Raw genomic sequence first — 26,226 nt, 5'->3', positions numbered from 1 at the left:
TTGAATCGTTAGGCGCCATCCGCGCTCACCAAAGCCCAGCGCACTGCATGCACCGGCCACTCGCCGGGAGGCTGCGGGCCTGAGCCAACCCGGCGGAACTCTGCGCGGGCTACTACTGTGGGGCCATCTAATCCGACAGGCGCTAGATCAAACAGATCTATTGCGTCGTCGGCGCCGTACACATCCAGCATGCGAGATTTGAAGGTATGCGGCTTTCCCTGAAAATTGGCGAGGCCCTCGCGAGGGCCGTCGTAGTAGTCCACCAACTCAATGACCTTCTCGAACTCTGGCATACCGCCTAGCTCCTGAACTAAGCCGACCCGCGAAGCGGGTTCGGCTTGGAAATGCCGCGGCGTAGACCGAGAATAGAGTCGCACCGCACACGAACGAACGGCTCTCCATTCACGCCGGAGCTCTGGGTAAGTTGGCTGCCGTCTGGTGAAAGCATGAATGTTGATGCATTGAGCCAAGTCTCGCCTTCGCTTGTAAGCTCAGCGACTAGCGCCACCTCTTTTGTTCCCCGTACGACAACGGCTTGCAATGGACCAGAGCTCTCGTGATACGAAATATGCCTCTTGCCGATACGCAGGGCCGTGTCATCCGCTTCTGTTCCACAGTCCGTTAAGCTGGTGCCCCAATCGCCCAAGAATTGTTCTGGGACTGCCTGAGGCGAGTTGCCTGCACAGAGCGATGCGGACAGGAAGAAAACAACAATCGCTACGGCATACTTGGATTTCATGATCTTTCCTTAGCGCCCCAACGCCTGAACTAGGCCGACCCGCGAAGCGGCTTCGACTTGAATGAATTGTTAGCCACTTTGCCCGCGCCTGACCACTGAACGAAGGATGGCGAACGTAATAATGAGAAACAAGGCAGTGGCAACGTGCTTGAGAATTACCTTGTCACCCGCCGATGCTTGATACGCAAGCCATGCGTCCGCAACTGGCATAACAGTACCCAATAGCGAGGCTACCGCTAGGATTTGGAACTGCTTTCGGTAAAGCAAGTAGCCGATAATGAGTGCGATGAACAGCGTTCTCGATGCATAGATTCTGATCCAGTCAGAGTCGCCAGCAGCAAACAGCTCGGTGCCGCGCATGAGTGAAAAACCTGCTGGGTCAGCGAAGGCATATAGGGCGTAAGCCAACTGCAATCCAGCCATTAGCAGAACAAGAATCATCCCAGTTGTTCGTAGCGCTTTTAGTTCTTTCTTTTCCACGGCTGGAACTCCATTGATGATCGGAGAAGTGCCTATACGACTTACCCACAGCGCCCCGCATTGGTGGCTATCCCCTTGATTGCTTTCAATCCTATGCCGCCGGGGTCCGGCTAACAAGCCGACGTATAACCGGATCCCTGCGCCGTAGGCTGGATTGATTTCATCAACCCAGCAATGCTTGGTCTCGGGGCAAAGGCGCTGGGTTGGAGGAGCTAATCCAATCTACAGCCCGGACCGATTCCGTACAGCCATCGAAGCGCAACGGGGAAGGACGGTCGGCCCCAACCGGATCGGACGGCTGCGCAAGGCGCCAGTGCCAAAAGATGCCGGAGAAAGCCTACTTTTAACCTTGTTCTTGCTGCTATCGTCCGCCCAGCGCCGCCTGCCCCCTGCCAGGCCGAAGAGCCATGCCATGCCGTTGATCCTCGCACGCTCCTTTCTTGCCGCAGTCGCCTGCCTGATGGCGCTGGCTGCTGCCGCGCCCGCACGCGCCACGCCTGACCACGCCAGCGCGCTGCATGTGTTCAACGAAGCCAGGACGCTGTGCGAACGCGACAACGGCGCCCTCTGGGGCCAGTCGCTGTGCGGGCCGATCATGATCGTCGACCCCGCAGACCGCAACGTCATCGCCAACCAGCTCGATGCGGGCGGCGTACTGGTCGCCAAGGACGGTGTCTTCACCGGCACCCTGCCGCCCGCAACCCTGATTGCCAATACCCGCCTCGAGTGGTCGGGCACGCAGTGGACCCAGCTGGTGTGGCCGGTGCCGTTCGAGCCGGCGCTGCTGCGCGTCTTCCTGGTGCACGAGATGTTCCACCGCATCCAGCCCGGTCTGGGCCTGGCGCGCCCCGAAGCCGGCAATCGCCACCTCGACACGCTGGAAGGCCGCTACCTGCTGCAACTGGAATGGCGTGCGCTTGCCCGTGCGCTGATGGCCGGCCAGGCCCAGGCGCGCCGCGACCGAATCGCCGATGCACTCGCTTTCCGGCAGGAACGCCGCCGCCTGTCTGATGCGGCCGCCGCCGACGAGGCCGCGCTGGAGATCAACGAAGGCATTGCCGAGTACACCGGCGTGCGCCTGGGTCTTCACCGCGACGAGCAGCGCCTGGCATACGCCGTTTACGCCCTGGCACGGTTCCTGGATTCCCCCAGCTTCGTGCGTTCGTTTGCCTATGCCAGCGGCCCGGCCTATGGCCTGCTGCTGGACCAGGCCGACCCCGCATGGCACGGCAAACTGGGGGCCGATGCCGACCTGGGCGCGCTGCTCGCCGCGGCGCATCGCATCGAGGTCGCCAACCCGGCCGAACTCAGCACACGCAAGCGCCGCTACGATGCCGACGGCGGCCTGCGCACCGCCGAGGAAGCCCGCGAACGCGAACGCGTCACCCGCCTCGCCAACTGGCGCGCCGCGCTGGTCGATGGTCCGGCGCTGGTGCTGCCACTTGCAAAATCGCACTTCCAGTTCAATCCGCAAACGCTGGCCGCGCTGGACGACGTGGGGACCGTCTATCCCAGCCTGCGCCTGATGGATGAGTGGGGCGAACTGGTGGTGGTCGATGGCGGCGCCGCACTGGTGCACGCCGACCGCAAACGCGCCACGGTGGCCATGCCGCAGGAAGGCAACGGCCTGACAGGCGACGGTTGGACGCTCACGCTCAAGCCGGGCTGGAAGATAGTGCCCGGCGAACGGAAAGGCGACTCGACGCTGGTGCGCGAGGGCTCAGGCTCGGATGGGCTGCAGTAGTCGGAGACCCGTAAACGGCCCGGCGTAATTCGGTACAGCCATCCAGGCAACGGGAACGGCCTACCCTCCCCCGCAGCATCGCGGCAGGCCAGCAAGATGCGGCTAATGCGCTTTTCCACCCTCTTCACCGAGATGCCCGTGGTGGTGGCCGCCTGGGGATAGGTCGGGCCGGCGAAGCGGCCGAGCTTGAAGGCCAGGCGACACCGGGGCAGATGGAAGCCAGGCAAACGCGACATTGGGCGAGCACGGCTGGAGAGTGCCTCCAAAGCGCCTGTAACACGACGCCTCCACATATCTACAGCCAATCCATAGCAAAACCGTAGCTTCCCTCCATTCCGGAAAGCGGTGGATGGGTCTTTTCTATGGGCACCCAACCTGCTTTGGAGGTGCGTTCCCATGATTCGTAACCGCATATTAATCTTCGCCCTGGCTGCCGTGTCTCCGGGCACCGGCATGGCACAACCCAGCGTCGAGCTCGCCGCCGAGACGGCGCTCCGCGGCAACGCGGGGGATGCCTCGCGCCTGCTGGCACGGCTTTCGCCGGACCAGTTGCAGGCCAATGACCAATCATTCCGGCAGTGCATGGTCTCCCGGTTCGACTCGCGCAAGCCCGAACCGCTTTCATCCCCCCCCAGCGATCCCTTTGTCAGAGACGTGTTATCCGCCTATCAGACGTATTGGCATTCAGCCTTGCGAAACCCGGAGCGGGAGCCGTTGGCCCGCAAGACGTTGGGCTCCCGACTGATGCGCCTGGCCCGGATTGATGCCAGCAACGCAGACCAGCCCGCGCTGCGGAACCTGTCTTCCGCCGAACATCAAACGCTGCGGACGCTTTCATTCGCTGGCGGTGGCCCCGGAAACCCTGGCTTTGAGCTGCCGTCCTACCTGGATCTAAGCAAGCGTTCGGCGATGCAGGACAGGCAGGCAAGCGAACAGGCGAGCACACTGGATGCGCTTAGCCCCCTGCTACGGCAGCGGCTGTCGGATCTGGGTTACTACTCGATCGAACGCGAGTCAGGAAGCCTGCGCGACCTGATCCTGTGGGGAAAACAGACCACCCAGCTTCAGCAAGTCCAGGTCGGCAACAAGCCGCGCGAGGTTACCGTGGTCTATCTGGACGACGTCTATAGTCTTGGATGGAAGGACTATGCCACCTGCAGCCGCAATGCGCCCGAAGGCTGGCTGACCACCACCGGCTCACTGTATGTTGTGGTTGGCACGCCCCAAGCCATCGCCAACCAGACGTCGTCCCCATAGGTAAGCCCTCCGGCCAGGACGGCGAGAACGGGGCCGGAGGCGCGATTCAGGCAATCGCCACCTCCGCCCCCATCGTCCAACGGCACCGCCCTATACTCACAGTCCCGCAGGCTATGAATTGGAGGACCCGGATCATGACCGATCGCTCGCGCCGAGATGTCATCGTTGCCGCCGCCGCGCTGGCTGCCGGCGTGGCCGCCACCGGCTCCAGCGCCGCCACTTCCATGTCCGCCAGCAAGGCATCGTTCCCGCCGGTCGTGCACCACGTGTTCTTCTGGCTGAAGAACCCGGACTCCGAGGAGGATCTCGCCAAACTGCTCGCCGGATTGCGGACGTTGGCGGGCATCGACACCGTACGAGGCATCCACATCGGCGTGCCGGCGGATACCGAGCAGCGCGGCGTGGTGGACGGCAGCTACAGCGCCTCGGAAATCCTGTTCTTCGACGATGTGGCCGGGCAGGACGCTTATCAGGTCCATCCCATCCACAAGCAGTTCATCGCCGCCTGCGAGCACCTATGGCAGCGTGTGGTCGTGTATGACGTCAAGGCCGTCGCGCCGTAACTCAGTTCATCAAAAAAGCGGGCAAGGACGACGAGCCCACGTAGGGCGGAACCGCCGAAGGCGATTCCGCCAGATTATCTATCTGGGGATTGGGAAAAATCCGGCGGGTTCTTAGCAGCGAAGCTGTTCATCGCCGTCGGCGGTTCCGCCCTACGTGATTCACTGAGATATCCATCCTGACGGCCACCGGTGATAGGTCACCCCGTCGAAGCTGCTGATGTTGAATGCCAAGCGACAGATGGGCCGCTCAGCGGTCATGGCCCGCCTGCGTGGGGGACGTATCGAAATGGCGCTCGATGTAGTCGATCACCCGCCCCACCAGTTCGGATACCGCCCGGCACACGCCTGCGGCGTCTTCGGCGCCCCCGGATTGACCGGCGGCGGTATCGGCCGCCTGCACGATGGAACGCGCGCACCGAAGGCTGTCGTGCATATCGCTGGCAAATGTTGCGCGCCCGGCCACCGGTACCGCGGTAGCAGCCGCTGCGGCGCCCTTTTTGAGCTTCTGCCGGTAGACCTGGTCGACAATCTCGCGCACCGCCATGCCCGCGTCGTAGATGGCATCCCCCAGCGTAGGTAGGCTGTGGTCATCCATCAGGTCATCCCCGCTGACCGCAATCGCGTCGCTGCTGGCGGTGATGGTCCGGACCAGGCGGTTTAGCTCGTCAATCTGATTGAGCGTGGCGCCAAAACTCAATGATTCGTAGGTCATGTCAGTGCGCCTCCTGCGCTATTGCCGGTGCGGTGGGGTCCGGCCATACCCAGTCTTTGAGCCGCTGGGTGACGGCTTGGCGTGGTTCCGAAGATGTCATGGGATTGCTCCGGGGTTGGCGCGGACAGGTCGTCCGCAGGCAGAGAATATCCCTTTTTCAGATATTTGAAAAGCAGATATAGCGTCATGTCGGCCCCCTTAGACCGCCGCCATGCCTGCCAAGTCCATCCATAAGTCCGAATACATAGTGCTGCTGCGCCGCCTGCGCGCTCTTCGCACCGATGCTGGCCTGACCCAGACCGAGCTGAGCGCAGCGCTCCATCGTCCACAGTCCTACGTCAGCGACGTGGAGCGCGGCTCACGCCGGATGGACCTGCTGCAGTTGCGGGAGTTCTGCAATGCCTGTGGACAATCGCTAACCGAGTTCGTCGGCGAGTTTGAGCAGGAGTTGGGATAAGCGAGGAAGGGACTAAAAGTCGCCCCTTCTTAGTCGGGACAAGGTCACTTCGACTTGAAGGCCCGCGAGTGATTCCGGCGGCGGCGCGTCATACTTCTTCCCCTAGGGTGGCGACATCATCGCCCCAATTGGCAGGCAATCCACTTATTGGCCCGCTCATATTTCCGGGACATTTTTCACTTCGAAAATTCCACTTGATAAGAACCATTAGTGGTTGACACCCTATAAACGACAGGAACCTTCTTACTGGCCCGTCCATTCTTGACGACTATAGTAAACCTGAAAATTCGAAATCCGCTCGCATAACTAATTCTCTTCCGACAATAGAGACACATTTCAACTTTCTCAGACCCAGAATACCCATACTCTTTCTCATATGCAGCAACCACACGCTCGTACGGATCCGATAATAAAATATACGAAGAAATTGAAATATTAAATAGAATCAATATAGCGATCAAGATCGCTATCCCCTTTAAAGTCATCCTTCCACTCATAAAAGCTCCATGCACTAAGGTAAATGTAGAAAACAGATATTAATCTTAAACTCGAAAATAAACATATTGTTTAATATCAATATATTATTACTTCCACTCCAGCGCTCCAGGTTGCCGCCCCTCCTTTTGGTCCTGCTCCAAATTGGAGCCCTGGAAGATTAGCATCACCATAAGGCCTAAATATTGGTCTATTAGGATCATAATTTTGCGTTGTGTTTGTCCTTACACCCGCATGCGCTTCTCCAGTGAGGCTTGCTCCCCATGGACCAAGCGGCGGCACGACTGCTGCTCCTGATGCATAAAGGCCAACACTGGAATTCATCATACGGTCAATCTTTTGGCATGGATCAGGAAACAGTATGTCTTTATCTGGGCGCTCACCCGCGGGATCCCAACTGATCCCAGCTCCTTGCCCACCGCCCCCACGAAGACCGACACCATTCAACTGAAATCCCTTTACTTGATTGTAGTCAAAATAAATATCAATCCCGCCACCGGCTTTAAAAATAAAGTAATCAACGGATAGCTTCTGCAATCCAAAAGGATCTACCCCATCCAACGGAGATTGATTCACATAAGAATAAGTGTTCAACCCTCCCGATATACCAATAGGATCCTCCGAAACGAACCGCCCCATGCTGGCGCTGTAGTATCTAGCTCGATAGTAGTACAACCCCGATTTATCCAGTTCGCGACCGGTGTATAGGTAAGGATTATTGAATATCACGCTTGTCTGAGTCGACTGGCCATACGGCGTGTAGTCATAGCGCTGCACTACTGTTCCCGAAGAGTTCGTCAATGCGCGCGTACTTCCTAAGGCATCCACCAAGTAGTAGGTCCGTCCTACGGCATCATTTCGTGCATAACGTTGATCAATGGACAACCCGCTAAGAATGGCATTCACAGCGCTGCCTGTCGTTTCTTGCACTGCATTTTGTCCATCGTACAAGTAGGTGACGATGGTGCCGCCTTCTGTCTTACTAATTCGGCGACCGACCGCGTCGTAGGCAAAGGCAGAGACGGTTGTACTGCCCTGCTTTACTTCAACGAGTTGGTTCCGTGGGTTCCAACTGAACGTACGGGTTCCATCTGAAATCAGATTGCCGTTGGCGTCGTAACTCAGTGTTTGTCCATTCCAGCCGATCTGCCGATGATTGTCATCAAAAGTGCTGGGCGTAGAACTGGCGCTCGGAAGCAAACTAGACGCGAATGTACCTGTCTGAGCTATCAGTCGCCCTGAACTGTCATATCCATAACCTAGGTCTCCCAGCGATGTGCCATCCGCTTTGAGATAAGCTTGACCGGTGAGCTGATTGGCATCGTTGTAGGCGTAGCCCGTACTGACGCCGTTCGGCAATGTCATTTGTGTCACACGGTTGATGGCGTCGTAAACATAGTGGATGACCTCGGTTCCCTGCTGAATGCTTGTGAGCCTACCGGCTGCGTCGTAGTCATAGACTACTTGCGCCTGCGACGCGGCATTCAGGTGTGTCCTTCTGCCAGCAGCATCATAGCCATAAGAGACATTGCCTTGTGAGCCTACTTCAGAAACCACCCTATTGAATCCATCGTAGTTCCATGTAAGAACGCCGGCGGCGGTATCAGACAAGCTGAGCAGTCGGTTTCCTGCGTCATAGGCACCTGTGATAACCGAACCATCGTAGTATATAGTTGTGATCAAACGGCCAAGAGCATCGTAGCCATACTGCGTGAGTTGCCCTTTTCGATCAGTATGACTGGTAGTCCGCCCCATCACGTCATGGGTCCAAGTTTCACTTTGTCCAAGACTATCGGTGCGGCTCAGCAGCCGGTCACGATTGTCGTAATCGTATGTCATACCATTTCCATGGGGCTTCAGTACTGCAACGACGTTACCATTGCCGTCGTAACCAAGCTGGGTCTCGTAGCCTAAGGGATCTACTGTCTTGATGACGCGATCATTGGTGTCATAGTACTTTCGCCATATCTGACCTTGCGGGTCCCGCACCACTACCACGCGTCCGAGAGCATCATAGGCATATCCCGTGGCTCTGTTCATTGCGTCAACACTTGCGATCAGCTGTCCACCTGAGTAATACAAATGGGTTGTCTTGCCTAGAGCGTTAGTGATGGACTCAGGAAGCCCATCGTCGTTGCACACTACGATCGTACTATGTCCCAATGGATCGGTCGCCTGTGTGAGACAACGATCTAGATAGTCGAAAGTTGTCTGCTGGTTGAGAGGATCAGTGACTGAGGTAATCAGCCCTTCGACGTTGTAGGTGAAGCTGGTCTCAACTGCATCTTGCGTGCCTGCCAACGAGACCACCTGACTAACCAAACCATTGGCATCGTACGTGTACTCGGTTCGCCGCCCCATCGGATCGATGCGAGCAGTGAGCCGCTGACTGAGGGGATCCCGCTCGAACTGGAAAGTCTGTTCCAGAGACGCACCATAGTCGAGAGACTCTGACGCGGGATAGCGCCATGTATCGAAGACTACTCGGCGCTGCCTACCATCCGCCTCTGTCACCAGCACGCCATAGTTCGTGCCATTGAAATGCTCGTACTGAATGTTGATTTCACTGTTATCCGCCAGAGTTTGCTTGATTACGCGGTATGCGCCAGGCACGCCAACATCGAGCGCTGACTCATATGAATTGAGCAACTCGCGGAAGCCTCTGCGATTGGTGATGGATGTAATCCTATGAATAATGATCGAGTCATCGTTCGGAAGGATCACGCTATCCGTGTCATAAGTAATGTCTTCGTGAGTAGTGTCTGGGTACGTCACCCTCGTCAACATTCCTTGCGTTGAATAGGTATATGCCCATGTCCGTCCCGTGTGGTCGACCGCGGTTGATACCCGGTTATCGGAATCGTAGTTCAGATCTATGTAGCGCCCATTGGGTGAGATGATCTTTGTGAGCAAGCCAGCGCTATAGATAAACCGTATCTGATGGCCATGCTTGTTCCGGATGTAACGCAAGCGGCTACTTAGGTCGCCACTGTAAGAAGACGACTCAAAGAAAAGGATGGTGCCGTCCAGCTTGGTAAGCCGGTAGCCCTCTCCATCTACCGGATCATCTACCACCGTCTCGATCACAGAGCCAGCAAAATTTCCCGTAGAGTTGGTATGCCGCCAGCTGCTGACGCTGTAGCTGGGAGGACGGGGACCGATACGATCAAATTCAAGCCCCGCTCCATTCGGAAGGACCAGCTGCAGTTGATCGTAGTCGCCTCCAAGCGACGTATACAGCGTATACCCATAGTTTGAGGTAGTTCCTATCCCAAAGATTCGGCTTCTGGCGTCGTGAGTTCGGTAGCTTCGTCCCAAGGAGATGGGCAAAACATCCCTGATAACGATATCCGTGCTTGAGTTAATAAAAGCACCGGTCTTTAGGTCGATCGGGTCTCCGGCGTTGGAGACCCCACCCGAACCACTGCAGCCACATTCATCACCGTCTTCTGGGAGGTCAGGCTCAGGCGCGGGATCGTCATGATTGACCGTAAATGCTCCACCCGTCATGCGGTGTAACGCTACACCTTGCTCCGCGATGAACTGGCTTCCATCACGCGATAGCGCACCTTTGCCATACACCTGCCAACCGCTGGCGGAATCGTATATCCAAAAGCGACTTTGCGCAGATTTAGCTGACCCATAATTTGGGTATGAAACCCGAATGCCCTTTGCGGCTTCTGGCGTCAACCCCTGGATGACGGCGCCGCCAGGCTCAATCGTGAAGTACATCGGAAAGTTTTCGGTCACAGGGAACGGGGCACGATTGACTGGGGTCGGCACCAGCGCGAGCTCAGTCACGAGCTTTCCTTTGCGATCACGTATGACTGTACCCGCAGGAATGAGCACCTCAAGACCCGGCATCGCCGGGTGCGTCAGAACAGTGTCCTTTATCAAGGGCGAGCGAATCTTCACTTTGTCGCGAGTGGAAATCTTCGGAACATACATGGTGTACGGCAGTTGCGTATAGCGCTTGCTTTGCACATCTACGCCGGCGATAAATTGGCCGTACTCCGCATCCGCCCGATTGGCGGTACTCCCATCCACGTACAATTCCTGTCGGCCGGCAGGTACGTCGTAAAGAATGAACTCACCAACTTCGTTGGTTACCGCTGTCTTGTCGCCCAGATACACCGATATGCCTGCGACAGGTTTTTCATCAATCTGAGCAATACGGCCGGAAATAACGGTTCGATTCGAATATTTTAGCGACCGCTCCAACGCAGTGTTTGGCAAAATCTGGTAAGCCTTTGTGTACAAGCGCCAACGCCCTTTGGTATTGTCGCGGCCGGGCGTCCACACACCATTCTCGACTCGACCACGTGCGTTGCAAGGCGCTATCCGGCCATATCCACGGCAAACTATTTTTCTATTCTGTTCCTGGCTCGACTCCGATTTTGATACTCCCACCCTTGCATCCAAAGCAATGGTTTCAAACTCTAACGTCGATAACGGCAAAACATTCCCTGATAAGTCCTTCAAACGGCTGACCGCTAGGATGTACTTCGATTCTGGAAACAGTGGCTGGCGTGGTTTGACAAACAACAAACGCCCGCCCTCCGCCGAGCCAACATCAATCCCCGTAATGCCACCGGGGCCGATCAACGCCACTGAGCCTTGCCGTAGCTTAGTTGCGTCCACACGCCGAGTGAAACGCAGCGCGATCATGGATGATGGCACAATATCACCGGCGTTATGCTCAGGAAACGTGCCAGCCACGGTGAACTCCGGTGCGTCGTCTCGTCCGCCGCCAGCGGTCGCTGTTTGTTGCTTCAACGGATACACCAGGCTTTCCGTTGTCATACGACGCTGCGTGCCGTCTAAGCCCCCTCGTATTCTTACGCCACCATCGGCCAGCAACTCAGCCTGGTGTCGTACGCGAGCAACGCTGTCCTGGGGCCGAATAGCAACGATTGACCCATCTCGCTCATACCAAAGCTCGGAGGCCTCTTGTAAAGGCCGGTCTCTAGACACTCCACCAGCCATGAACAATGCGCCATCCGTTAGCACTGTGGCAGTATGTCCTGCGCGCGGAGAAAGCCCCGTGTCGCGTGCCTTCGTCAGCGTCAGGGTTTTGGAGTCAAACCAGATGCCCTCATCGTAAACGACACCTCTATCGGTTACTCCACCCCAAATCAAAACTCGGCCACTTGATAGCGTTGTTATTGAGGCATGGAATCGTGACTCGGCTAGTTGGAATGTCTTGAATGACTTCCCCGTTGTAGCGTCAAACACCGACAGAGTCCGGCCATCCTCATGCAGTCTCAATCGACTCCCATCTGCTAACTGGACTTCTTTTGCCACGTTATTCGAAGGCGTCAACCACCCTGTTGCGGCTCCGGATTCAGATGCAGAATGTTGACCTGCAATAGTATCGGTCGATGACCTAGCCAGCAGTATCCCTAGCACACCAAAGAGTGAGAGAACTGATACTTTCAGTGGCTTCTGGCGAGGATTCATTGCTTAAGATCTCCGAAACTTGGTTCCATTGTCGTTTCGTGAAAGTTCGGCGTCGTTATCTATGGCACGTACAGCTTGAAAGAGGCAGAAAACGTTGCTGCTTCCGCCGGGTCCACCAGGACTGTATATGTTCCGCTGCTAGACATAGTCGGCAGATTGATTGTTGCGTCACCTGTTCTGGTGAATGACGTCAATAGCCAGCCATTGGGGCTATAGATACGGTAAGACACCGGCTTCCCGCTAGGGGTAGTTGCCATGTTCTGGATCTCAAACACGCGGCCCTTACCGCTGGTTGCCGAGAAGCTGAGACGCGCGTTCTGCCCGCGATTAGTAACGGAGGTCGCAGCGGGAACATTTGGCTGCAGCGTACTAGCGACGTCCGGGTAAACTCCCAGATCCAATGAAAATGTACGGTCACCGTCGCGCGACGAAAGTATTTCGATCTCGTAGGTTCCGGCCGGGAGATTCTCCAAGTCATAATCGCAACCACTCATCGAACGGATACATTCGCCGAAGGCATACTGCGCACCCGACGTTGCTCGAATATAGAAGCGTGGCCCATAGAACTGCGTCCCCCCAGGCGCATTTAGTTGAGTTATGCCTACCCCTAGGTTAGCCCCCTGTGGCGCGACGAAATGGATATAGACAGGCCCCGCAGGAAAAGGATTACTAAAAGTCACTAAGCTATCGATAGCAATGCTCTGTGGATAGTTTGTCTCTACCTTCGCCACAACAGAAAGTTTTCCACCGTACTCAGGGTCGACAAATACCTCATGCTTGCGAGTTTCCGTGATGTTCTTGTAACCCACCGCCGCAAAAGAACCGGAATTCTGTTCTCCGTAGCTGTCTGAGACAGAGCCGTCGATGTTGACCTTAGAGTACAGGACGCTCTCCCCACTCGGATTCGTCACTTGATCTGCAAATCCTAGCCCCAGCCATTCCCCTTGCGTCGCATCAAATCGAATGCGGACATTCTGGCCGTAGCGAGATACTGCTATTGGTGTTGCTACGCTACGGTTGATGTTCACCACAAGATCAGTGGACAGCGTGACGCCAAAAAGCATGGTCCCCTCCCCATTTATTGGAGGTGAAACTTCCAACGAATAACTACCCGGCGCCAAGTTACTGAAATCAAATTCGCACCCGGTTCGGGAAGCGTTACAGGTTGTTCCTATCAGTTTCGTCCCGCTTGAAGTCAGAACCGTAGCCTCCACGTTGCCAGTGGATCCCGGCGTGACCAGTTCATGAATGCCGACTCCAAGGTGAATCGGTCCTGCAATGGTGAAATTCACTCGAACGCTCTGGCCCGGTTCAGTTGCAAAGTTGACCGAATCACCATCTACGTTCGCTGTAGCGATTAAAGCGGGAACTACCGTTATGGTTGCGGTGAGGGCAACGTCTAAATCTGGGTCCGCTAGCAACGTGTATGTTCCCGTCGTCTGCAAAGACGCAACTGAAAGCACGCCCGTTCCGTTTACGTAAGTCGATCCCTGAAACTCTCCGTTGGGGGCGTACAACGAGTAGTACACGCCTCTGCCCGATGGGACCGTTTGCTGATTGGAAATCAGGATGCCATAGGTATCTCCAGCGCCAGCTTGAAAACTGAAACGACCGTTTCGTCCGGCTGGAGATAGCGCTACTGGGTAGGCTACATTCGGCAGAATTTCTGATCTGTGGTCCAACAACAGTGCGGCCTGCGCTTGAATGCTATTCGAACTGATGGATGGTTCAAGGATCAACGAGTAAGTCGCGACCCTAGGTACGGCGGCATCAAGCTCACAACCCGCTGAGTACGCGCAGTGTACTTGCGAAATATCCTCGCCGTAGTTGCTACTCAAGCGGGCAATAATGTCGCCGCCAGTAATATCCGTAACCTTGACTCCAAATGTTCCACTATCCGCTTCATACACGAATCGTTTTGATTGGCCAGCCAGGACCGAGCCAACAGATAACGTGTCCAAATCTTCTAAGAATCTCTTATCCTTCTCGATCTGCATCTGCCAACTCGCTGCCGATCCATCATTTCGTACAAGTGCCAGATAGGTCCCGGCCATGACGAGCTTGGGAAGATGATATGTTGGCCGCAGGTCTCGGACCTCTCTCTGAACCATTAGCGCACCATCCGGACGATATAGATCAATCTGTAAGGAAGATGCGCTTATGTTGGAGAACTGCATAGATAGCATATGCGCGAACGAAGCATCGAATAGAACGGCTACCCGGTTACCCGGACCCGTGGTCGCCATACTTACCGCCGGAGCATCCGGCGACATACGGATCACCTGAGAAATGTTGCTCGACGACAGTCCTGATGGAAGAACCAGCACATCATCTATGCTGTAAGCCGTGCCATGGAGAGTAGACACTGAAATCTTTCCCGCCATTGTTCTAGCGGGAGCCGCGAAGGTTGCCGTTAGAGGCTCAACTGATGCAGAACCCATTACGGTGCTACCAACCCTTACCGTGGTCTCACCATCTTCGGGCTCCATATGCTGCCCCAACACTGAAATCGTCGCGCCTTGCTGCACGATCAACGGCGAGACTGAGGTGATCAGCGGCGGTCGGGCATTCGCGTCAACAACAAAGGCACGCGAACTACTTGCCGTTACAGCACCTACCGTCACGCTGATCGGCCCCGTTGTCGCATTCAGAGGTACGCTTGCTACGATTTCTCCAGCGGTAGCGGAAACAATCGTTGCAGGAGCACCATTGAAGGAGACAGAGTTCTGCGCAGGCGTGGTTGAGAACCCATGCCCTTGAATGGAAACGTGAGTACCGACCGCACCGCGAAGCGGCGTAAACCCCGCAACAGCAAGTTCGTTTGTAGAAAAGCGGTCAATCCTGACAAGATTTCCGACGTTGTCATATATATATTGTGCTGCCTGACCGCTATCATCCTTGACGACGATCAATCGCCCGTTGGCGTCGTACATATATGATGCCGCTAACGTGATAGTAGCCGAAAAGATGGCGGCGATCAGCGAAAAAGCAACCAGCCAGTATTTCGCGCCCCCGTTGCGGGGACGGCGTAGGCGGCGAGATGTACTAGGATCAGAATCAGACGACGGGGAACGACGGGAAGAACAATCTTCAGCTTCAAAATCCATATATCGTTCCCTCACGCCAAGGTCTATGACCGGTATCGAGGCCGCTTCGTGCGATTGCGTTTGCGAATTGTTACCATGCCGCTAATCTGCCGTCAACTTACATTCATGGATAGCCCAGGCAACCCTATGTGGCAGGCTCGCCTAAGAAGAACAAGTTCGCTTTTCTTGCTCCTTATGATTGGCGGGTGCACTGCCCCCTCCGGCCGCATCAGCGAAACAACCAATGCTCCCCCGGCCGATAGTTTGTTGAGGCTAGGCGAGCAGATTTTCAACGATAGACGATTCAGCCGCGGCCGAGATGTAAGCTGCTCGGATTGCCATCAAGCTGTTCAGCGGTTTGCGGACCGCAGACCCGTTTCTGTTGGCACAGGCGGCGCGGTGGGTACACGCAATGCTCCTAGCCTTCTTGGAGTTTCGGCACATGCCTCCTTTTTCTGGGACGGCAGACAATCGGATATCAGTTTGACGGTACTAGATGCATTCACCAACCCAATGGAGATGGGGCTACCGTCAATGTCCGAAGCTATTTCTAGGTTGAAGGAGGGCAATCAGTACACGGACCTCATCTGTGATACAGATCACGAGACAGTCGTAGCGGCGCAGAAGGCGCTCGTCGCGTTCTTAACATCTCTTCCACCAGCATCTGGCTCTTACGAGCGGTACCGAACCACAGGCGATCAGAATGCGATGAATGACACCCAGCGCGCTGGCCTTGCACTTTTCTCCACCAAGGCGCGCTGCACGCAGTGCCATTCCCTTGACCAGGGGATGCTCACAAATCAATCGTTTCATCACACTGGGGTAGGATTTTCGGCTGTGGAAAAAGGAGTTTCTTCGATTCTCGCCCGTCTTGAAAGCAGTGACATGGTTCCGCTGGGGCATGTTGTTCTGCGTGATGCCGAGATCGCACAACTGGGCCGGTATGCAGTCACTAAGGACCCTAGTGACTTAGGATCATTTAGGACACCGTCGCTGCGAAATGTCGCAGAAACCGCTCCATATATGCATGACGGCAGTGTGGAGACGCTGGAAGAAGCGATAGACCGAGAAATCTACTATCGAGGCCTCAATGAAAACACGCCCATCAGCCTAAGTGTTGAAGAACGCAAGCAACTCACTGCATTTTTGGAAGCCTTGAGCGACGATAACTAAGCTCCCTTACCGATCTCTACAACCTCGATCTCTTGATGCGAAACCACCTTGGAGTTTAGTTTGACTTCCAAAAGGTAGCGGCCGGCACTCCATGCTGGAGAAGGCCTGAAAGTCAATGAAATAGGTCCTGGACTAGGAAGAACGGAGCGAGTTTCCTCGCCCACTTTAGCGCCAGTCTTTAAGTAGAACAGCGCTACGTGGAGATCTGCCTTCTTGTCGCCACTCAATCTTACATTGGCGACGATGGCGTCATTTGGAGAAAGTGGCCGCGAAGCTCTGCTGTCAGCGTCTACGGCTTCTGCGGCATCGGTAATCCATAGCTCTTTTAGCTGCGTCTCCTCCACGTTCCCTTCAGGGCGCTCTTGAGGTAGATGTTCAGGTGCGCGATCGCAGCCACATATGCTTAGCGCCAACAACATCACCAGCACTACTAATCTATTTGTTATGACCATGAAGTGATCCGCTTTGGCTGGAATACTGGCTATTGTTATCATTTCTGATGCACGTAAAGCAATGTCGTTTTTACTGCTGTCTGTTCGTCAAAGGGAACGGAAGCTGAAGTACCCTACGTTTTTCCGAAGCCTGTTGCCCCCTTTGAGGCGCTCTTCAACGGCCGAAGGGCTGGTCAAAAGTGGGGTTCAGCGAACTCGGCCCGCTTCCGGCTCCGGCCCCACGTTAACAAAGCCGGTAGATCTCGAAAGGCGTTATGCGTAAAGCGGCAACTGAGTGTCTATGAAGCTCTGGTCGGTCTAGCCCTCCTGTTGGACCGGCTATCATCGGGCGCATCCCGCCGTTGGCCGATGCCCGGTGACTTACAGGAGAACACGATGTCCCGAACGCCTGCCTCTATGATGCCTGCCGTCGCACCGCCGCTGCGCACGCATGCCTGGCTGCTTGTATTCGCCATGCTGGCCACACCCGCGCACGCGGTACTGGCGCAGACACCCGCCACAGCCGGTACCACGGCGCCGGCGGTCGTGATCGAGGACGTGGAGCGCTTCTACCGCATCTACGACGCCGCTGACGGCAAACCCACCGTCGAGCAACTTCAACGCGACTACCTGGACCAGGGTACGGAAGGCCTGCACCACTTCGCCAGGCACCGCCGCGTCACCGGCGAAGCGATCGCCGCCACCCTGGACAAGCGACCGGCGTTGTACGAAGCCGCCCGCGGCTGCATGCGCGTGATGCCGCAGGTGAAGCAGCGGCTGAGCCAGTCGTTGCACACGCTGGCCACGCTCTACCCCGAAGCGAACCTGCCGCCAGTAACCATCGTCGTCGGCCGCGGCAAACCGGTGGGCATTGGCTATCCCGAGACCGGGCTGCAGATTGGCCTGGAGGCGCTTTGCGCAGTGGGCTGGATGAATCCCGACCTAGAGGACCGCTTTGTCTACGTCATCGCGCACGAGTACGCGCACGTACAGCTGGCCCCGGAAGTCTCGGCCCTGGAACAGCCCACGGTGCTGGAGCGCTCATTGATGGAAGGTGCCGCCGAGTTCGCCGCCGAACTGACCGCCGGCAACACCGCGTATGCGCATTTCGACACAGTGACCCGCGGCCGTGAACAGGAAATCGAAACCGCATTCCAGGCCGACATGGACAAGACCGACCTCAGCGACTGGCTGGACAACAGCAGCGTGGAGAAACCGGGCGACCTTGGCTACTGGGTCGGCTACCGCATCGTAAAAGCCTACTACCAGCGCGCCGATGACAAGCGCCAGGCACTGCGCAACATCCTGCGGATGGAAGACCCGAAGGCCTTGCTTGCGGCAAGCGGGTGGTATCCCGGGATTGAACTGAACTGACGCATTCAGTCCTGGCCCGAATGGCGCCCTCCTTTCGCATCTCCGGTGTTTCGTCATTCCTGCGGCGGTTGGTAGCCGCGGGGTGACCATGCTTAAGGGTGGCCATTGGATTCGTTCGTCCGCTTTCGTTCCCTTCAGTTGTCCTCACGCGCCATGAAACGCAGAAACCATGCGCCGGCCAGGGTGCGCGCATGCGCGATGTCACCCGGCGTGCGCAGGGCGTGCGGAAGGTCCGGCACGATACTCAGCCGAAGGCGCCCGGCGCCGTTGCCGGCATAGTGCGGCTTGAGCACGCGGTGCAGCGCGTGGGCGCCGGTCTGGTCCACCATCGCATCTTTGGCGCCATGCACGATCAGCAATGCAGGTGGCGGCGTTGCTTGCGCAATGTCGGCGGCGCGCCCGATGGCATCCGAACGCCGGGCGAGCAAGCGTGTTTCCGGCGTCCAGTCGAACTTCCTGCCTGCAGCCCGCTCGTAAGCGGCGACCGACGCGCTGAGTCCGGTCGATGCGTTCAGCACCACTGCGGCCTCGACCGGTACCTCGCGTTCGGCCAGCGCATACAGCACCGCGGCACCGCCCGCGGAAAAACCGAACAGTCCGATGCCCTGCCCCCTCTGCAGGCAGCCCCGCCGGCGCAATACATCCACCACATCCGGCAACTCGTGGGCAGCCCCCATGACCACGGGCTCGAACACGCCTGTGGCCAGATTCTCCGCTTGCCGCTGCGCCAGCACTCCGGGCTCCTCCGGCGCACGCTTGCCGAACATCGGCAGCCCCAGATAGACCTTCACCGCCGGCACATCGTCCAGCGGCAGCAGCGCCATCAGCGCCTCCTCGTTGTCGGGCGGACCGAACCCGTGCCACAGCACGATAGGCGGTGCCGAAATGCGGGCAGGCACCCGGATCCATGCGGGAACACCGACCAGTTCGGTCTGGATCACCCGCGGCGCCTCAGTCGACGCCGCGGGCGCGCACGTCTGTCCCGCATCCGGGGTTGTAGACATTGCCCGAACCGGCGAAACGAGCACCAGGACAGCGATCACCCACAGGACCAGGCGCATGAACGCTCCACGATCAGAGTCAGCGCCGGATCTTCCTTCATCCTCGCAAAGCGAAGAAGGCCCGATCGTCATGGCATCCAGCAACACTCGCCGCGCTTGCCCGGATGCCAGCTTGTCCTGAGCCGACCGCCGCACCCGGAAGCATGGCGGCTGTCCGAACGCGGCCGCGCGGCCATGCTGGCGACGGCCATCGTCAAGGAGATGCCGAACCATCATCGGCATCTTCCTCTACGGAGCGCAGCAATCCAGTGTGCCGCCAGCGGATCGCTACCACAACCTGCCCGGGAAGGTGTTCCAGTTACTGGCCGAGCATCCCGACGCCGCCCGGGAGCGCACGGAGTCGTGCCGCCGATACGCATCAACCGGCGTATTTCGTACGCTCCCGCTCCTGTCCGATAACGCATGGAGCCTGCCTTTCAGGCAGGGAGCTTCCAATTGGATTTGACCCACAACTGCCCCATACTCCGAGAAACGGGCCATTTGAGGGGCCGAATAGTTGTTAGACCGCTATGACAATCAGCCTCGACGAGGTGTCTGAACTAAAGAATGCGCTCTCTCCCTTGTTGGATGAATGCACTTTCGAAGAAGCTGAGTATGGTCAGTCCGGTGCTCGAGTGATTCGAGTTCTGATGCCGGGCGGCGACATCGCGTATGTAAAGTATGCCTCCGGCGCTTTCGCCGAAGAACTTCGCGAAGAGCATGAACGTATCGGATGGCTTACAGCACAAACTCGCATACCAGTACCAGAAGTGATCTCGTACGCCTCAACATCAAACGCAACCATTCTTCTGACGAAAGCCTTAGTTGGCCGCAATGCCGCTGACGCCGCGAGTGCGGATCCAACCACTATCGTTGCAGAGATGGCGCGAGCTTTGCGCGAGCTCCATGCGATTGCGCCTGAAGATTGCCCATTCGACGAAAGGCTGCACCTGCGGCTCAAGCAGGCTTTGGCCCGCATGGAAGCCGGCTTAGTTGATGAAGAAGACTTCGATCAGGCAAGGCAAGGCATGCGCGTGCGAGATGTTTACGAGCAACTGTTGAGTAGAATACCTGCAGCCGAGCAACTGGTAGTTACACATGGTGACGCCTGTCCCGAGAACTTCATCTTCCGAGGTGATGCTTTCGTCGGCTTCATAGACTGCGGACGGGTAGGGCTTGCCGACAAGTATCAAGACTTGGCACTTGCATCAAGAAACATTGATGCGTTATTTGGACCGGAACTCGCTGACCAGTTCTTCATTGAGTATGGAGAGCCAAATCCGAGCCCAGTTAAGATTGAGTACTACCGGATCCTGGATGAGTTCTTCTAAGTGCGGTCTAACAATTCAAGCCGAAGCCGCTTCGCGGCGCGGCTTAATTCAGGCGTCCCCCTCACTGTAAGAGTCCATCGCATGACAGAAAATTGCACACTTGTCGAGTGCACATGTGGTCAAGTCACAATTGAACTGCATGGGCCGCACATCTATTGCACGGCCTGCCATTGCGACGACTGCCAGGCCGCAGCACATGAGCTCCAGAAGCTGCCGGGCTCTAAGCCCATCATGGACCCGTCCAACGGAACTCACTACATCCTGCATCGCAAAGATCGCTACACAATCTTGGGTGGAGAGAAACTTCTGCCTCATAAGCTCCGCGAAGAGTCGCCCACTAAGCGAATGGTGACCAACTGCTGCATGTCACCCATGTTCCTGGCCTTTGACAACTCACAACACTGGATTACTGTGTACCGTTCGCGTGTTCGCGGCCATGCTCCTGCGCTTCAATCTCGCATTTCCACCAAGTTCTATACGCGAGCCGAGAGACTTCCAGACGACGCACCAGCCTATAAGACTTTTCCGCTTAAGATGATTGTGCAAATATTGTTGGCCAGAGCGCAGATGGTCTTCGGGCGGTGATGACCAACAATTCATTCAAGCCGACGCCGCTCCGCGGTTCGGCTTTATTCAGGCGCCAGGCTGCTGAAGGGGTTACATGCTCAGACTTGCTAAGTGCGCGATAGCTTTAGGTGCCGCCGCTGCACTCGTGGCCTGCGCAGCGGCCCTCGAACGCACACAAGACTCGTCCATCGACAATGTCGTCACGAGTAATGCGACGATACATGGCATCCCTGCTCAAGCGGTCGTCATTCTGCGAAACGGCGAGCTTGTCTATCGTCGATTTTCGGGGAGAACTTCTTCTGGTGGCGGAATCCCCGTCAATGAGGAGACGGTCTTTCCGGTTTTCTCGGTGAGCAAGCTCTTTGCGGGAACCTTGCTCCTGCTGCTCGTCGAGGAGGGGAAGGTGGATCTTGCCGCGCCCGCCTCGCGCTATGTGGCCGACCTGCCACCCGCTTGGCATGCGATCACGGTTGAACAGTTCCTCAGCCATGTCTCTGGCGTCCCCGAGTACTTCGATCCTGGAAATCTTGCAAAACCGTTCCCACCTTCCCTCAGCGCGGTGTTCGAACATCTTGCTGCCAAGCCGTTAACCGACCCACCAGGTACGCGAACACGCTACACGCAAACAGACTTTCTGGTCATAGAGGCGATCATCGAATCCGTGACCGGAAGAAACTATGGCGACCTGGTACGCAGCCGCATCCTCTCCCCGCTTGGCTTGCACAATACCTGGCTCGGACTCGATGGAGTGCCGCAGGGCAGGCTCGTCGCCGACTATCATGGTGAGGACGGACGGATTGAGCCGGACATTCCGATTGCGTGGCCGAGCTATGCCGTGGCCCATGGCGACATGTACAGCACCGCCGACGACATGGCGACGTTCCTGACCACCGTAGCGGAAGGCAGGCTTGTCTCGCGCGGAGCGTTGATGCGCTTTTGGAAGCCTTATGAGTTTCCCAATGGCAACAACGGCTACTTCGCGTCGGGCTGGGAGTATGCCGAACGCGATGCCTGGCATGAGGTTGGACACGACGGCGGTGCCAAGCTGCGCGTGCGCATCCTGTTCCGGGAATATCTCGATGACCATTTCGTGATTGTCTACCTGACCAACGGCAGCCGAGATAATGTCTGGTCGCGCACGCTCGTCGACTCGGTCCAGCAGTTGGTTCTAACCCAGTAGACGCAGCTTCGGACCGTAGCTGTATGTCGCTGCGGCCTAACAATTCAAACCGGAACCGCTTCGCGGTTCGGCTTGGTTCAGGCGTTAGCCCCTAAGGAGGGCGCATGGAAAACATCAAGTTCACGGAAGATGAGAAGGCTCTCATCGTCCGGAAGATCCAGCTCTACTTCACCGAAGAGCTGAAGCACGAGATCGGGCGCTTTGACGCGGAATTCCTGCTGGACTTCTTCTCCGACGAGGTTGGCCCATACTATTACAATCGCGGCCTTTACGATGCCCAGGCCATCCTCTCCAGCAAGCTGGAAGATCTGGGTGAAGCCATCTATCTCCTTGAGCGCCCTACCGAGTTCCGGAAATGAGCGAGATCCTTGGCACGCTCCGGTCTCCTGCCCAGCACAGCTGTCAGGGCCTTGGCCTTAGGCAGGTGGGCCCTGATAGTTCATTCAACCCGACGCCGCTTCGCGGCGCGGCTGAGCTCAGGCGTTGAGGCTGTAGAAAAGCCCTCGCAGTCCAAGAAAGCCCCGGCTGATGCTCGCGTACGTTGTCAAAACACCGTTTCGACTCGCAAACTGCGCTGAGATCGAAATCTCGCGAGCGTTTTCCGATGTTCGAAGGGCGCTAGAATCGGCACCGGACTTTTTCTACAACCTCGTTGGGCCGCATGATCAGTATCCGGATAGCCATCGGTTCAGACGCTGCCGCGCTGGCCGCGGTCCATGCAGCGGCGTCCGGTTCGCGGGAGATCAATCCGACACGCTATGCCGAGCCAATCGAGCAGCATGCTGGCCTGACATATCTCGCCGAGGCTAATGGCTCGGTTTTAGGATTCCTCATATTGCACAAGGCATCCCATCCTGCCGTTGAGGGCCACGATCCAATCCAGCTTTGGCAGCTGTACGTAATGCCCGAGTTCCACGGTTCCGGTGTAGCGGCGCGACTTATGGCCGCTGCTCTAGACCATGCGCGCAAGCATCGGCACGACGTCATCTGGCTTGGAGTCTCCGAGCACAATGCGCGTGGCATTGCGTTTTATCGCAAGCATGGCTTCGAGCCGCTGGGCCTTCACCAGGTTGGCGGTGGAGGCCACGCCCACCAAGACATCGTCATGTCGCGCGTGGTGCAATGAGGGGTGAATCAACCCTCCAAGTGCAACACCCTTGGGAGTTTTGAAGTCGTTGCGCGGATGTCCGGAAGCCATTCGAAGAGTGCGCCCTTGGCGCACTTGCTTCCAGAAAAATCATCGGCAAGCGGCTGATCCTGCAACAGAAATTGCAGGGACGCCTCAGCACCTGACCCCGTTCTGAAAGCCGCTTCCCAGCCCGGTTTGGATGACCTGGTTGCCTCCATCGCCGTTTTGTTCGCCGGCATGTCGATTTCCCCGCTTCCCGTCCGTCGTGGAAGAGAGGCGGACATGGTGATCCGCCAGGAAACCCGACATGAGCAAGCTCATTGCGGCCGCCATGGTCCGTCTGGACGGCGTGATGCAGGCGCCCGGCGGCTCCCTCATCCCACGGCGTGCTGGGCATGCGTTACCTGCGCGATGGCGACGTGCGCACCGGTTCGTTCGCGAACGATTGACCGCCCGCCCTCGCCAAGGGCTTCACCCTGCTTTTCGAACAGGCTGGCGATGATCGGCCCCCGCCCTGCCCTGACCCGCACACCAACAGGAGAACGAAGATGATCCCCAAGAACACGATTTGCCTCTGGTTCGACGGCACCGCGCTGGAAGCGGCGACGTTCTATGCCAAGACCTTTCCCGACAGCGAAGTCAAAGCCGTGCACCACGCGCCGGGCGACTACCCCGACGGCAAGCAGGGCGACGTGCTGACGGTCGAGTTCACCGTGCTGGGCATTCCCTGCCTGGGTTTGAACGGCGGCCCGGCGTTCAAGCACAGCGAGGCGTTCTCGTTCCAGGTGGCCACCGATGACCAGGCGGAAACCGACCGCTACTGGAACGCCATCGTCGACAACGGCGGTCAGGAAAGCGAATGCGGCTGGTGCAAGGACAAATGGGGCCTGTCATGGCAGATCACGCCCCGCGTGCTGACCGAGGCCTACACCAGCCCGGACCGGGCAGCCGCCAAGCGCGCCTTCGATGCGATGATGACGATGCGGAAGATTGATGTCGCGAAGATTGAGGCCGCGCGGCGGGGGTGAGCACTACTGGCGGCAGTCCGCTGCAACCGTCCCTTGGTTGTTCCCTTTGGCCGATCTCCGTCAGTCCGTCATGACTTCTGGGCGATGAACAAGGATCCTGACCGCTGCCAGACTCGCTGGGCCCATAGACACAGGCTGGCCGTCGACTCGGGACGGGGTTGCGGCGATCGCCGCAATCGCATGGGCGCAGTCTCTCTGACGGAGTCACAGGGTTGCGGAAACAAGCCTCCGATCTGCTCGATGCGTTCCGTACCGGTCTGTCCAGGCCCGCTGCGTGCCTCGCCGTCGCCTGCGCGGCGATGCTGCTCGCCGGGATTGAGCATGGCTATGCGCCCTGGCGGCCGTTCTATCTGTCATATGCATTGCTCTGTATCGCCATACCGCTGTTCGTGGGCGGCCGGTTCACCTGGATCCGGCTGGGCGTATTCCGCTGGCTGCTGCTGATCGCATTGGTCTTCGCGGTTCAGGCCGGTCTTGGTTGGTTCGCAGGTTCCGGATTGCCCGGTCTGCTCTCTACGCTCGGTGTCGGCGCCGACGCGGTGCCGGACTGGAATCCTTCGCGCGCGCTGGCGGCGGCGATCGCGCGTTACGCGCCGCACTGGGGGCTGGAACCGCCGCAGATGCTCCTCGCGTACCTGATGTTCATCACCGTGTGGGCGGGCGTTGGCGAAGAGTTGTTCTACCGGGGCTATGTCCAGGAGCGGCTGCGTCCCTGGGGGACCATGACCGCCGTGTTGCTCAGTGCGTTCGTGTTCGCGATCCGGCATGCCGTCCAGTTGCAGGGACCGGACTATCCCTGGCGGGCGGCGCTGGTCTGGGTTGGGCTCTGCTTCATGCTGGGGCTCATGTTCGCCGTGCTCTACGAATGGAAACGATCCATCTGGCCACCCTTGGCTGCGCATGTCCTGTTCAACCTTATCCCGGCCTCGCAACTCATCTCATCGCGCTTCGGGTAGGCACATGGGCCGCGGCTGCCGAGTGTCGAGTTCACCGTACTGGGCGTTCCCTGCCTTGGCTTGAACGGCGGCCCGGCGTTCAAGCACAGCGAGTCGTTCTGGTTCCAGGTGGCCACCGGCGACCAGGCGGAAACCGACCGCTACTGGGTTGCCTTAAACCCACTGCCCGCCCCGCGCATCGACAAGAGGAAGGCGCGCCGACTCTTTGCGGGCCGAACTTCCTCCCTGCCGACGACCGGATCTTCCCATGCCCTTCCTGCGTTCCCCTGCTGCGCTGTCCCTGCTCGCCGTCCTGCTGTCCTGCGGCGTGGTGTTCCCTGCCTCCGCCACGTGGTCGATCCTTGCGATCCATCCGCGCACCGGCACCATTGGCGTGGCGGCGGCGTCGTGCTCGGGTGGGGTGTTCGGCATCCAGTCGGTCGCGCCGGGTACGGGCGCGGTGATCGTGCAGGCGGAGAGCAGCAACGAGGCGCGCAGTGACGCGATGAAGATGCTGCGCGAGGGCGCGCCGCTGGATGCGATCCTCGCGAAGATCACCGACCCGTCGTCGGGGTACGCACCCGAGCGACAGCAATACGCGGTGCTCGCCGGCGGGACAGGCGACGGGCCGCGGGCCTTCACCGGGAAGGACGTACCGGGCATCAAGGGCAGTACCAGCAGCCGGTATGTCAGCGTGCAAGGCAACACGCTGGCCTCCGACAAGGTGATTCCCGACACGGTGGCGGCGCTTGGTCAGGCCGACTGGCCCGATGATCTGTCCATGGCACATGCCCTGATGCGGGCGCTCGCGGCCGGTGCGGCGGCAGGTGGCGACCGGCGCTGCGGAAGCGCCGGCAGCAATACCGCCTTCATCAGTCTGCACCGCGCCACCGACCCATCCAACGCGCCCTGGGTCAGTCTGTCGGTCAACCGCATTCCCGCCGGCACGGCGAGTGGCACGGCCGAACTGCAGCGCTTCTTCACGGCCTGGCTGCGCGACGGCATGCAGCGGCCCAGTACGGCGATTTTCGTGGTGCCTTGAGCG

At 58.0% G+C, this 26,226-nt stretch carries 22 protein-coding genes and 2 pseudogenes; 15 read left to right on the top strand and 9 right to left on the bottom strand.

Translation table 11 applies throughout. The features are described from left to right. Nucleotides 1-8: 8 nt before the first annotated feature. The 3 genes from CRO39_RS01620 to CRO39_RS01615 all read right to left on the bottom strand — a co-directional run bounded on the left by CRO39_RS01620 (nucleotide 9) and on the right by CRO39_RS01615 (nucleotide 1,219). Nucleotides 9-293, bottom strand: coding sequence for a hypothetical protein (locus CRO39_RS01620; RefSeq protein ID WP_097120119.1), 285 nt, complete (start codon nucleotides 291-293; stop codon nucleotides 9-11). A 17-nt stretch (nucleotides 294-310) separates the two neighbouring features. Beyond that, nucleotides 311-739 carry a hypothetical protein gene (locus CRO39_RS20360; protein ID WP_141400675.1) on the bottom strand — a complete coding sequence of 143 codons (429 nt, stop codon included), beginning with the start codon at nucleotides 737-739 and terminating at the stop codon, nucleotides 311-313. 69 nt (nucleotides 740-808) lie between these two features. Beyond that, nucleotides 809-1,219 (bottom strand): DUF4267 domain-containing protein, encoded by a 411-nt coding sequence (locus CRO39_RS01615; protein WP_202926303.1) that lies wholly within the window; start codon nucleotides 1,217-1,219, stop codon nucleotides 809-811. A 412-nt stretch (nucleotides 1,220-1,631) separates the two neighbouring features. Here CRO39_RS01615 and CRO39_RS01610 point away from each other — a divergent pair, with 412 nt between their 5' ends. From CRO39_RS01610 to CRO39_RS01595, 3 genes are all read left to right on the top strand, one after another. Beyond that, nucleotides 1,632-2,963: a hypothetical protein gene (locus tag CRO39_RS01610; RefSeq protein WP_238394605.1), complete on the top strand. Its 1,332-nt coding sequence runs from the start codon at nucleotides 1,632-1,634 to the stop codon at nucleotides 2,961-2,963. Nucleotides 2,964-3,359: 396 nt separating this feature from the next. Continuing rightward, nucleotides 3,360-4,220, top strand: coding sequence for a hypothetical protein (locus CRO39_RS20355; RefSeq protein WP_141400674.1), 861 nt, complete (start codon nucleotides 3,360-3,362; stop codon nucleotides 4,218-4,220). 134 nt (nucleotides 4,221-4,354) lie between these two features. Beyond that, entirely contained in the window at nucleotides 4,355-4,783 is a 429-nt protein-coding gene (locus tag CRO39_RS01595) for a Dabb family protein (protein ID WP_097120115.1), read from the top strand. A 247-nt stretch (nucleotides 4,784-5,030) separates the two neighbouring features. On the opposite strand, the gene CRO39_RS20750 is transcribed toward CRO39_RS01595, so the two are convergent. Further along, the gene (locus tag CRO39_RS20750) at nucleotides 5,031-5,495 is read right to left on the bottom strand and encodes a hypothetical protein (RefSeq protein WP_176520136.1); all 465 of its coding nucleotides are present in this window, start codon (nucleotides 5,493-5,495) and stop codon (nucleotides 5,031-5,033) included. Nucleotides 5,496-5,706: 211 nt separating this feature from the next. Between CRO39_RS20750 and CRO39_RS01585 the strand changes: the two genes are divergently transcribed. After that, a complete protein-coding gene (locus CRO39_RS01585; RefSeq protein ID WP_097120114.1) occupies nucleotides 5,707-5,952 on the top strand; it encodes a helix-turn-helix domain-containing protein in 246 nt (81 codons plus the stop codon). A gap of 573 nt (nucleotides 5,953-6,525) precedes the next feature. On the opposite strand, the gene CRO39_RS01580 is transcribed toward CRO39_RS01585, so the two are convergent. Then, entirely contained in the window at nucleotides 6,526-11,250 is a 4,725-nt protein-coding gene (locus CRO39_RS01580) for an RHS repeat-associated core domain-containing protein (RefSeq protein ID WP_162125793.1), read from the bottom strand. A gap of 716 nt (nucleotides 11,251-11,966) precedes the next feature. Continuing rightward, nucleotides 11,967-15,014 carry an IPT/TIG domain-containing protein gene (locus CRO39_RS21050; protein ID WP_097120112.1) on the bottom strand — a complete coding sequence of 1,016 codons (3,048 nt, stop codon included), beginning with the start codon at nucleotides 15,012-15,014 and terminating at the stop codon, nucleotides 11,967-11,969. A 75-nt stretch (nucleotides 15,015-15,089) separates the two neighbouring features. Between CRO39_RS21050 and CRO39_RS21365 the strand changes: the two are divergent. Then, nucleotides 15,090-15,680, top strand: a pseudogene (locus CRO39_RS21365) (cytochrome-c peroxidase); the annotation flags it as partial. A gap of 21 nt (nucleotides 15,681-15,701) precedes the next feature. After that, the gene (locus CRO39_RS21125) at nucleotides 15,702-16,166 is read left to right on the top strand and encodes a cytochrome-c peroxidase (protein ID WP_238394606.1); all 465 of its coding nucleotides are present in this window, start codon (nucleotides 15,702-15,704) and stop codon (nucleotides 16,164-16,166) included. Here CRO39_RS21125 and CRO39_RS20350 read toward each other — a convergent pair. Then, nucleotides 16,163-16,660 carry a hypothetical protein gene (locus tag CRO39_RS20350; protein ID WP_141400673.1) on the bottom strand — a complete coding sequence of 166 codons (498 nt, stop codon included), beginning with the start codon at nucleotides 16,658-16,660 and terminating at the stop codon, nucleotides 16,163-16,165. The genes CRO39_RS21125 and CRO39_RS20350 overlap by 4 nt on opposite strands. Before the next feature lie 333 nt (nucleotides 16,661-16,993). On the opposite strand from CRO39_RS20350, the gene CRO39_RS01565 reads away from it, so the two are divergent. Beyond that, entirely contained in the window at nucleotides 16,994-17,971 is a 978-nt protein-coding gene (locus tag CRO39_RS01565; protein WP_238394607.1) for a DUF2268 domain-containing putative Zn-dependent protease, read from the top strand. Between the two features lie 134 nt (nucleotides 17,972-18,105). Here the strand turns inward: CRO39_RS01565 and CRO39_RS01560 are convergent, their stop codons facing one another. Further along, nucleotides 18,106-19,254, bottom strand: a complete 1,149-nt coding sequence (locus CRO39_RS01560) for an alpha/beta hydrolase family protein (RefSeq protein WP_097120110.1) — start codon at nucleotides 19,252-19,254, stop codon at nucleotides 18,106-18,108. A gap of 287 nt (nucleotides 19,255-19,541) precedes the next feature. Here CRO39_RS01560 and CRO39_RS01555 point away from each other — a divergent pair, with 287 nt between their 5' ends. From CRO39_RS01555 to CRO39_RS01535, 4 genes are all read left to right on the top strand, one after another. After that, nucleotides 19,542-20,342 carry an APH(3') family aminoglycoside O-phosphotransferase gene (locus tag CRO39_RS01555; protein WP_097120109.1) on the top strand — a complete coding sequence of 267 codons (801 nt, stop codon included), beginning with the start codon at nucleotides 19,542-19,544 and terminating at the stop codon, nucleotides 20,340-20,342. 661 nt (nucleotides 20,343-21,003) lie between these two features. Beyond that, nucleotides 21,004-22,089, top strand: a complete 1,086-nt coding sequence (locus CRO39_RS01545; protein WP_097120107.1) for a serine hydrolase domain-containing protein — start codon at nucleotides 21,004-21,006, stop codon at nucleotides 22,087-22,089. 104 nt (nucleotides 22,090-22,193) lie between these two features. Next, nucleotides 22,194-22,448 (top strand): DUF2164 domain-containing protein, encoded by a 255-nt coding sequence (locus CRO39_RS01540; RefSeq protein ID WP_097120106.1) that lies wholly within the window; start codon nucleotides 22,194-22,196, stop codon nucleotides 22,446-22,448. 302 nt (nucleotides 22,449-22,750) lie between these two features. Continuing rightward, nucleotides 22,751-23,215, top strand: a complete 465-nt coding sequence (locus tag CRO39_RS01535) for a GNAT family N-acetyltransferase (protein ID WP_097120105.1) — start codon at nucleotides 22,751-22,753, stop codon at nucleotides 23,213-23,215. A gap of 8 nt (nucleotides 23,216-23,223) precedes the next feature. Here the strand turns inward: CRO39_RS01535 and CRO39_RS20345 are convergent, their stop codons facing one another. After that, nucleotides 23,224-23,457 (bottom strand): hypothetical protein, encoded by a 234-nt coding sequence (locus CRO39_RS20345; RefSeq protein ID WP_141400671.1) that lies wholly within the window; start codon nucleotides 23,455-23,457, stop codon nucleotides 23,224-23,226. A gap of 309 nt (nucleotides 23,458-23,766) precedes the next feature. On the opposite strand from CRO39_RS20345, the gene CRO39_RS01525 reads away from it, so the two are divergent. The 4 genes and pseudogenes from CRO39_RS01525 (at nucleotide 23,767) to CRO39_RS01510 (ending at nucleotide 26,223) form a co-directional block, all read left to right on the top strand. Continuing rightward, nucleotides 23,767-24,246 (top strand): VOC family protein, encoded by a 480-nt coding sequence (locus tag CRO39_RS01525; protein ID WP_097120103.1) that lies wholly within the window; start codon nucleotides 23,767-23,769, stop codon nucleotides 24,244-24,246. 212 nt (nucleotides 24,247-24,458) lie between these two features. Continuing rightward, on the top strand, nucleotides 24,459-25,202 hold the full coding sequence (locus CRO39_RS01520) for a CPBP family intramembrane glutamic endopeptidase (protein ID WP_141400670.1): 744 nt from the start codon (nucleotides 24,459-24,461) through the stop codon (nucleotides 25,200-25,202). A 21-nt stretch (nucleotides 25,203-25,223) separates the two neighbouring features. Further along, nucleotides 25,224-25,358, top strand: a pseudogene (locus CRO39_RS01515) (VOC family protein); the annotation flags it as partial. 91 nt (nucleotides 25,359-25,449) lie between these two features. After that, entirely contained in the window at nucleotides 25,450-26,223 is a 774-nt protein-coding gene (locus CRO39_RS01510; RefSeq protein WP_097120101.1) for a DUF1028 domain-containing protein, read from the top strand. Nucleotides 26,224-26,226 lie beyond the last annotated feature (3 nt).

The organism is Pseudoxanthomonas wuyuanensis (assembly GCF_900215535.1).
In the GTDB taxonomy this organism is placed as follows: Bacteria; Pseudomonadota; Gammaproteobacteria; order Xanthomonadales; family Xanthomonadaceae; genus Pseudoxanthomonas_A; species Pseudoxanthomonas_A wuyuanensis.
Note: the sequence above shows the minus strand (reverse complement) of the source record. Positions and strands in the feature narration are given on the sequence as shown.

What these genes read in the sequence shown, in the direction of transcription:
- CRO39_RS01620 (WP_097120119.1), bottom strand. Translation starts at nt 293, where the DNA reads ATGCCAGAGTTCGAGAAGGTCATTGAGTTGGTGGACTACTACGACGGC.
- CRO39_RS20360 (WP_141400675.1), bottom strand. Translation starts at nt 739, where the DNA reads ATGAAATCCAAGTATGCCGTAGCGATTGTTGTTTTCTTCCTGTCCGCA.
- CRO39_RS01610 (WP_238394605.1), top strand. Translation starts at nt 1,632, where the DNA reads ATGCCGTTGATCCTCGCACGCTCCTTTCTTGCCGCAGTCGCCTGCCTG.
- CRO39_RS20355 (WP_141400674.1), top strand. Translation starts at nt 3,360, where the DNA reads ATGATTCGTAACCGCATATTAATCTTCGCCCTGGCTGCCGTGTCTCCG.
- CRO39_RS01595 (WP_097120115.1), top strand. Translation starts at nt 4,355, where the DNA reads ATGACCGATCGCTCGCGCCGAGATGTCATCGTTGCCGCCGCCGCGCTG.
- CRO39_RS20750 (WP_176520136.1), bottom strand. Translation starts at nt 5,495, where the DNA reads ATGACCTACGAATCATTGAGTTTTGGCGCCACGCTCAATCAGATTGAC.
- CRO39_RS01585 (WP_097120114.1), top strand. Translation starts at nt 5,707, where the DNA reads ATGCCTGCCAAGTCCATCCATAAGTCCGAATACATAGTGCTGCTGCGC.
- CRO39_RS01580 (WP_162125793.1), bottom strand. Translation starts at nt 11,250, where the DNA reads ATGACAACGGAAAGCCTGGTGTATCCGTTGAAGCAACAAACAGCGACC.
- CRO39_RS21050 (WP_097120112.1), bottom strand. Translation starts at nt 15,014, where the DNA reads ATGGATTTTGAAGCTGAAGATTGTTCTTCCCGTCGTTCCCCGTCGTCT.
- CRO39_RS21125 (WP_238394606.1), top strand. Translation starts at nt 15,702, where the DNA reads ATGAATGACACCCAGCGCGCTGGCCTTGCACTTTTCTCCACCAAGGCG.
- CRO39_RS20350 (WP_141400673.1), bottom strand. Translation starts at nt 16,660, where the DNA reads ATGATAACAATAGCCAGTATTCCAGCCAAAGCGGATCACTTCATGGTC.
- CRO39_RS01565 (WP_238394607.1), top strand. Translation starts at nt 16,994, where the DNA reads ATGTCCCGAACGCCTGCCTCTATGATGCCTGCCGTCGCACCGCCGCTG.
- CRO39_RS01560 (WP_097120110.1), bottom strand. Translation starts at nt 19,254, where the DNA reads ATGCCGATGATGGTTCGGCATCTCCTTGACGATGGCCGTCGCCAGCAT.
- CRO39_RS01555 (WP_097120109.1), top strand. Translation starts at nt 19,542, where the DNA reads ATGACAATCAGCCTCGACGAGGTGTCTGAACTAAAGAATGCGCTCTCT.
- CRO39_RS01545 (WP_097120107.1), top strand. Translation starts at nt 21,004, where the DNA reads ATGCTCAGACTTGCTAAGTGCGCGATAGCTTTAGGTGCCGCCGCTGCA.
- CRO39_RS01540 (WP_097120106.1), top strand. Translation starts at nt 22,194, where the DNA reads ATGGAAAACATCAAGTTCACGGAAGATGAGAAGGCTCTCATCGTCCGG.
- CRO39_RS01535 (WP_097120105.1), top strand. Translation starts at nt 22,751, where the DNA reads ATGATCAGTATCCGGATAGCCATCGGTTCAGACGCTGCCGCGCTGGCC.
- CRO39_RS20345 (WP_141400671.1), bottom strand. Translation starts at nt 23,457, where the DNA reads ATGCCGGCGAACAAAACGGCGATGGAGGCAACCAGGTCATCCAAACCG.
- CRO39_RS01525 (WP_097120103.1), top strand. Translation starts at nt 23,767, where the DNA reads ATGATCCCCAAGAACACGATTTGCCTCTGGTTCGACGGCACCGCGCTG.
- CRO39_RS01510 (WP_097120101.1), top strand. Translation starts at nt 25,450, where the DNA reads ATGCCCTTCCTGCGTTCCCCTGCTGCGCTGTCCCTGCTCGCCGTCCTG.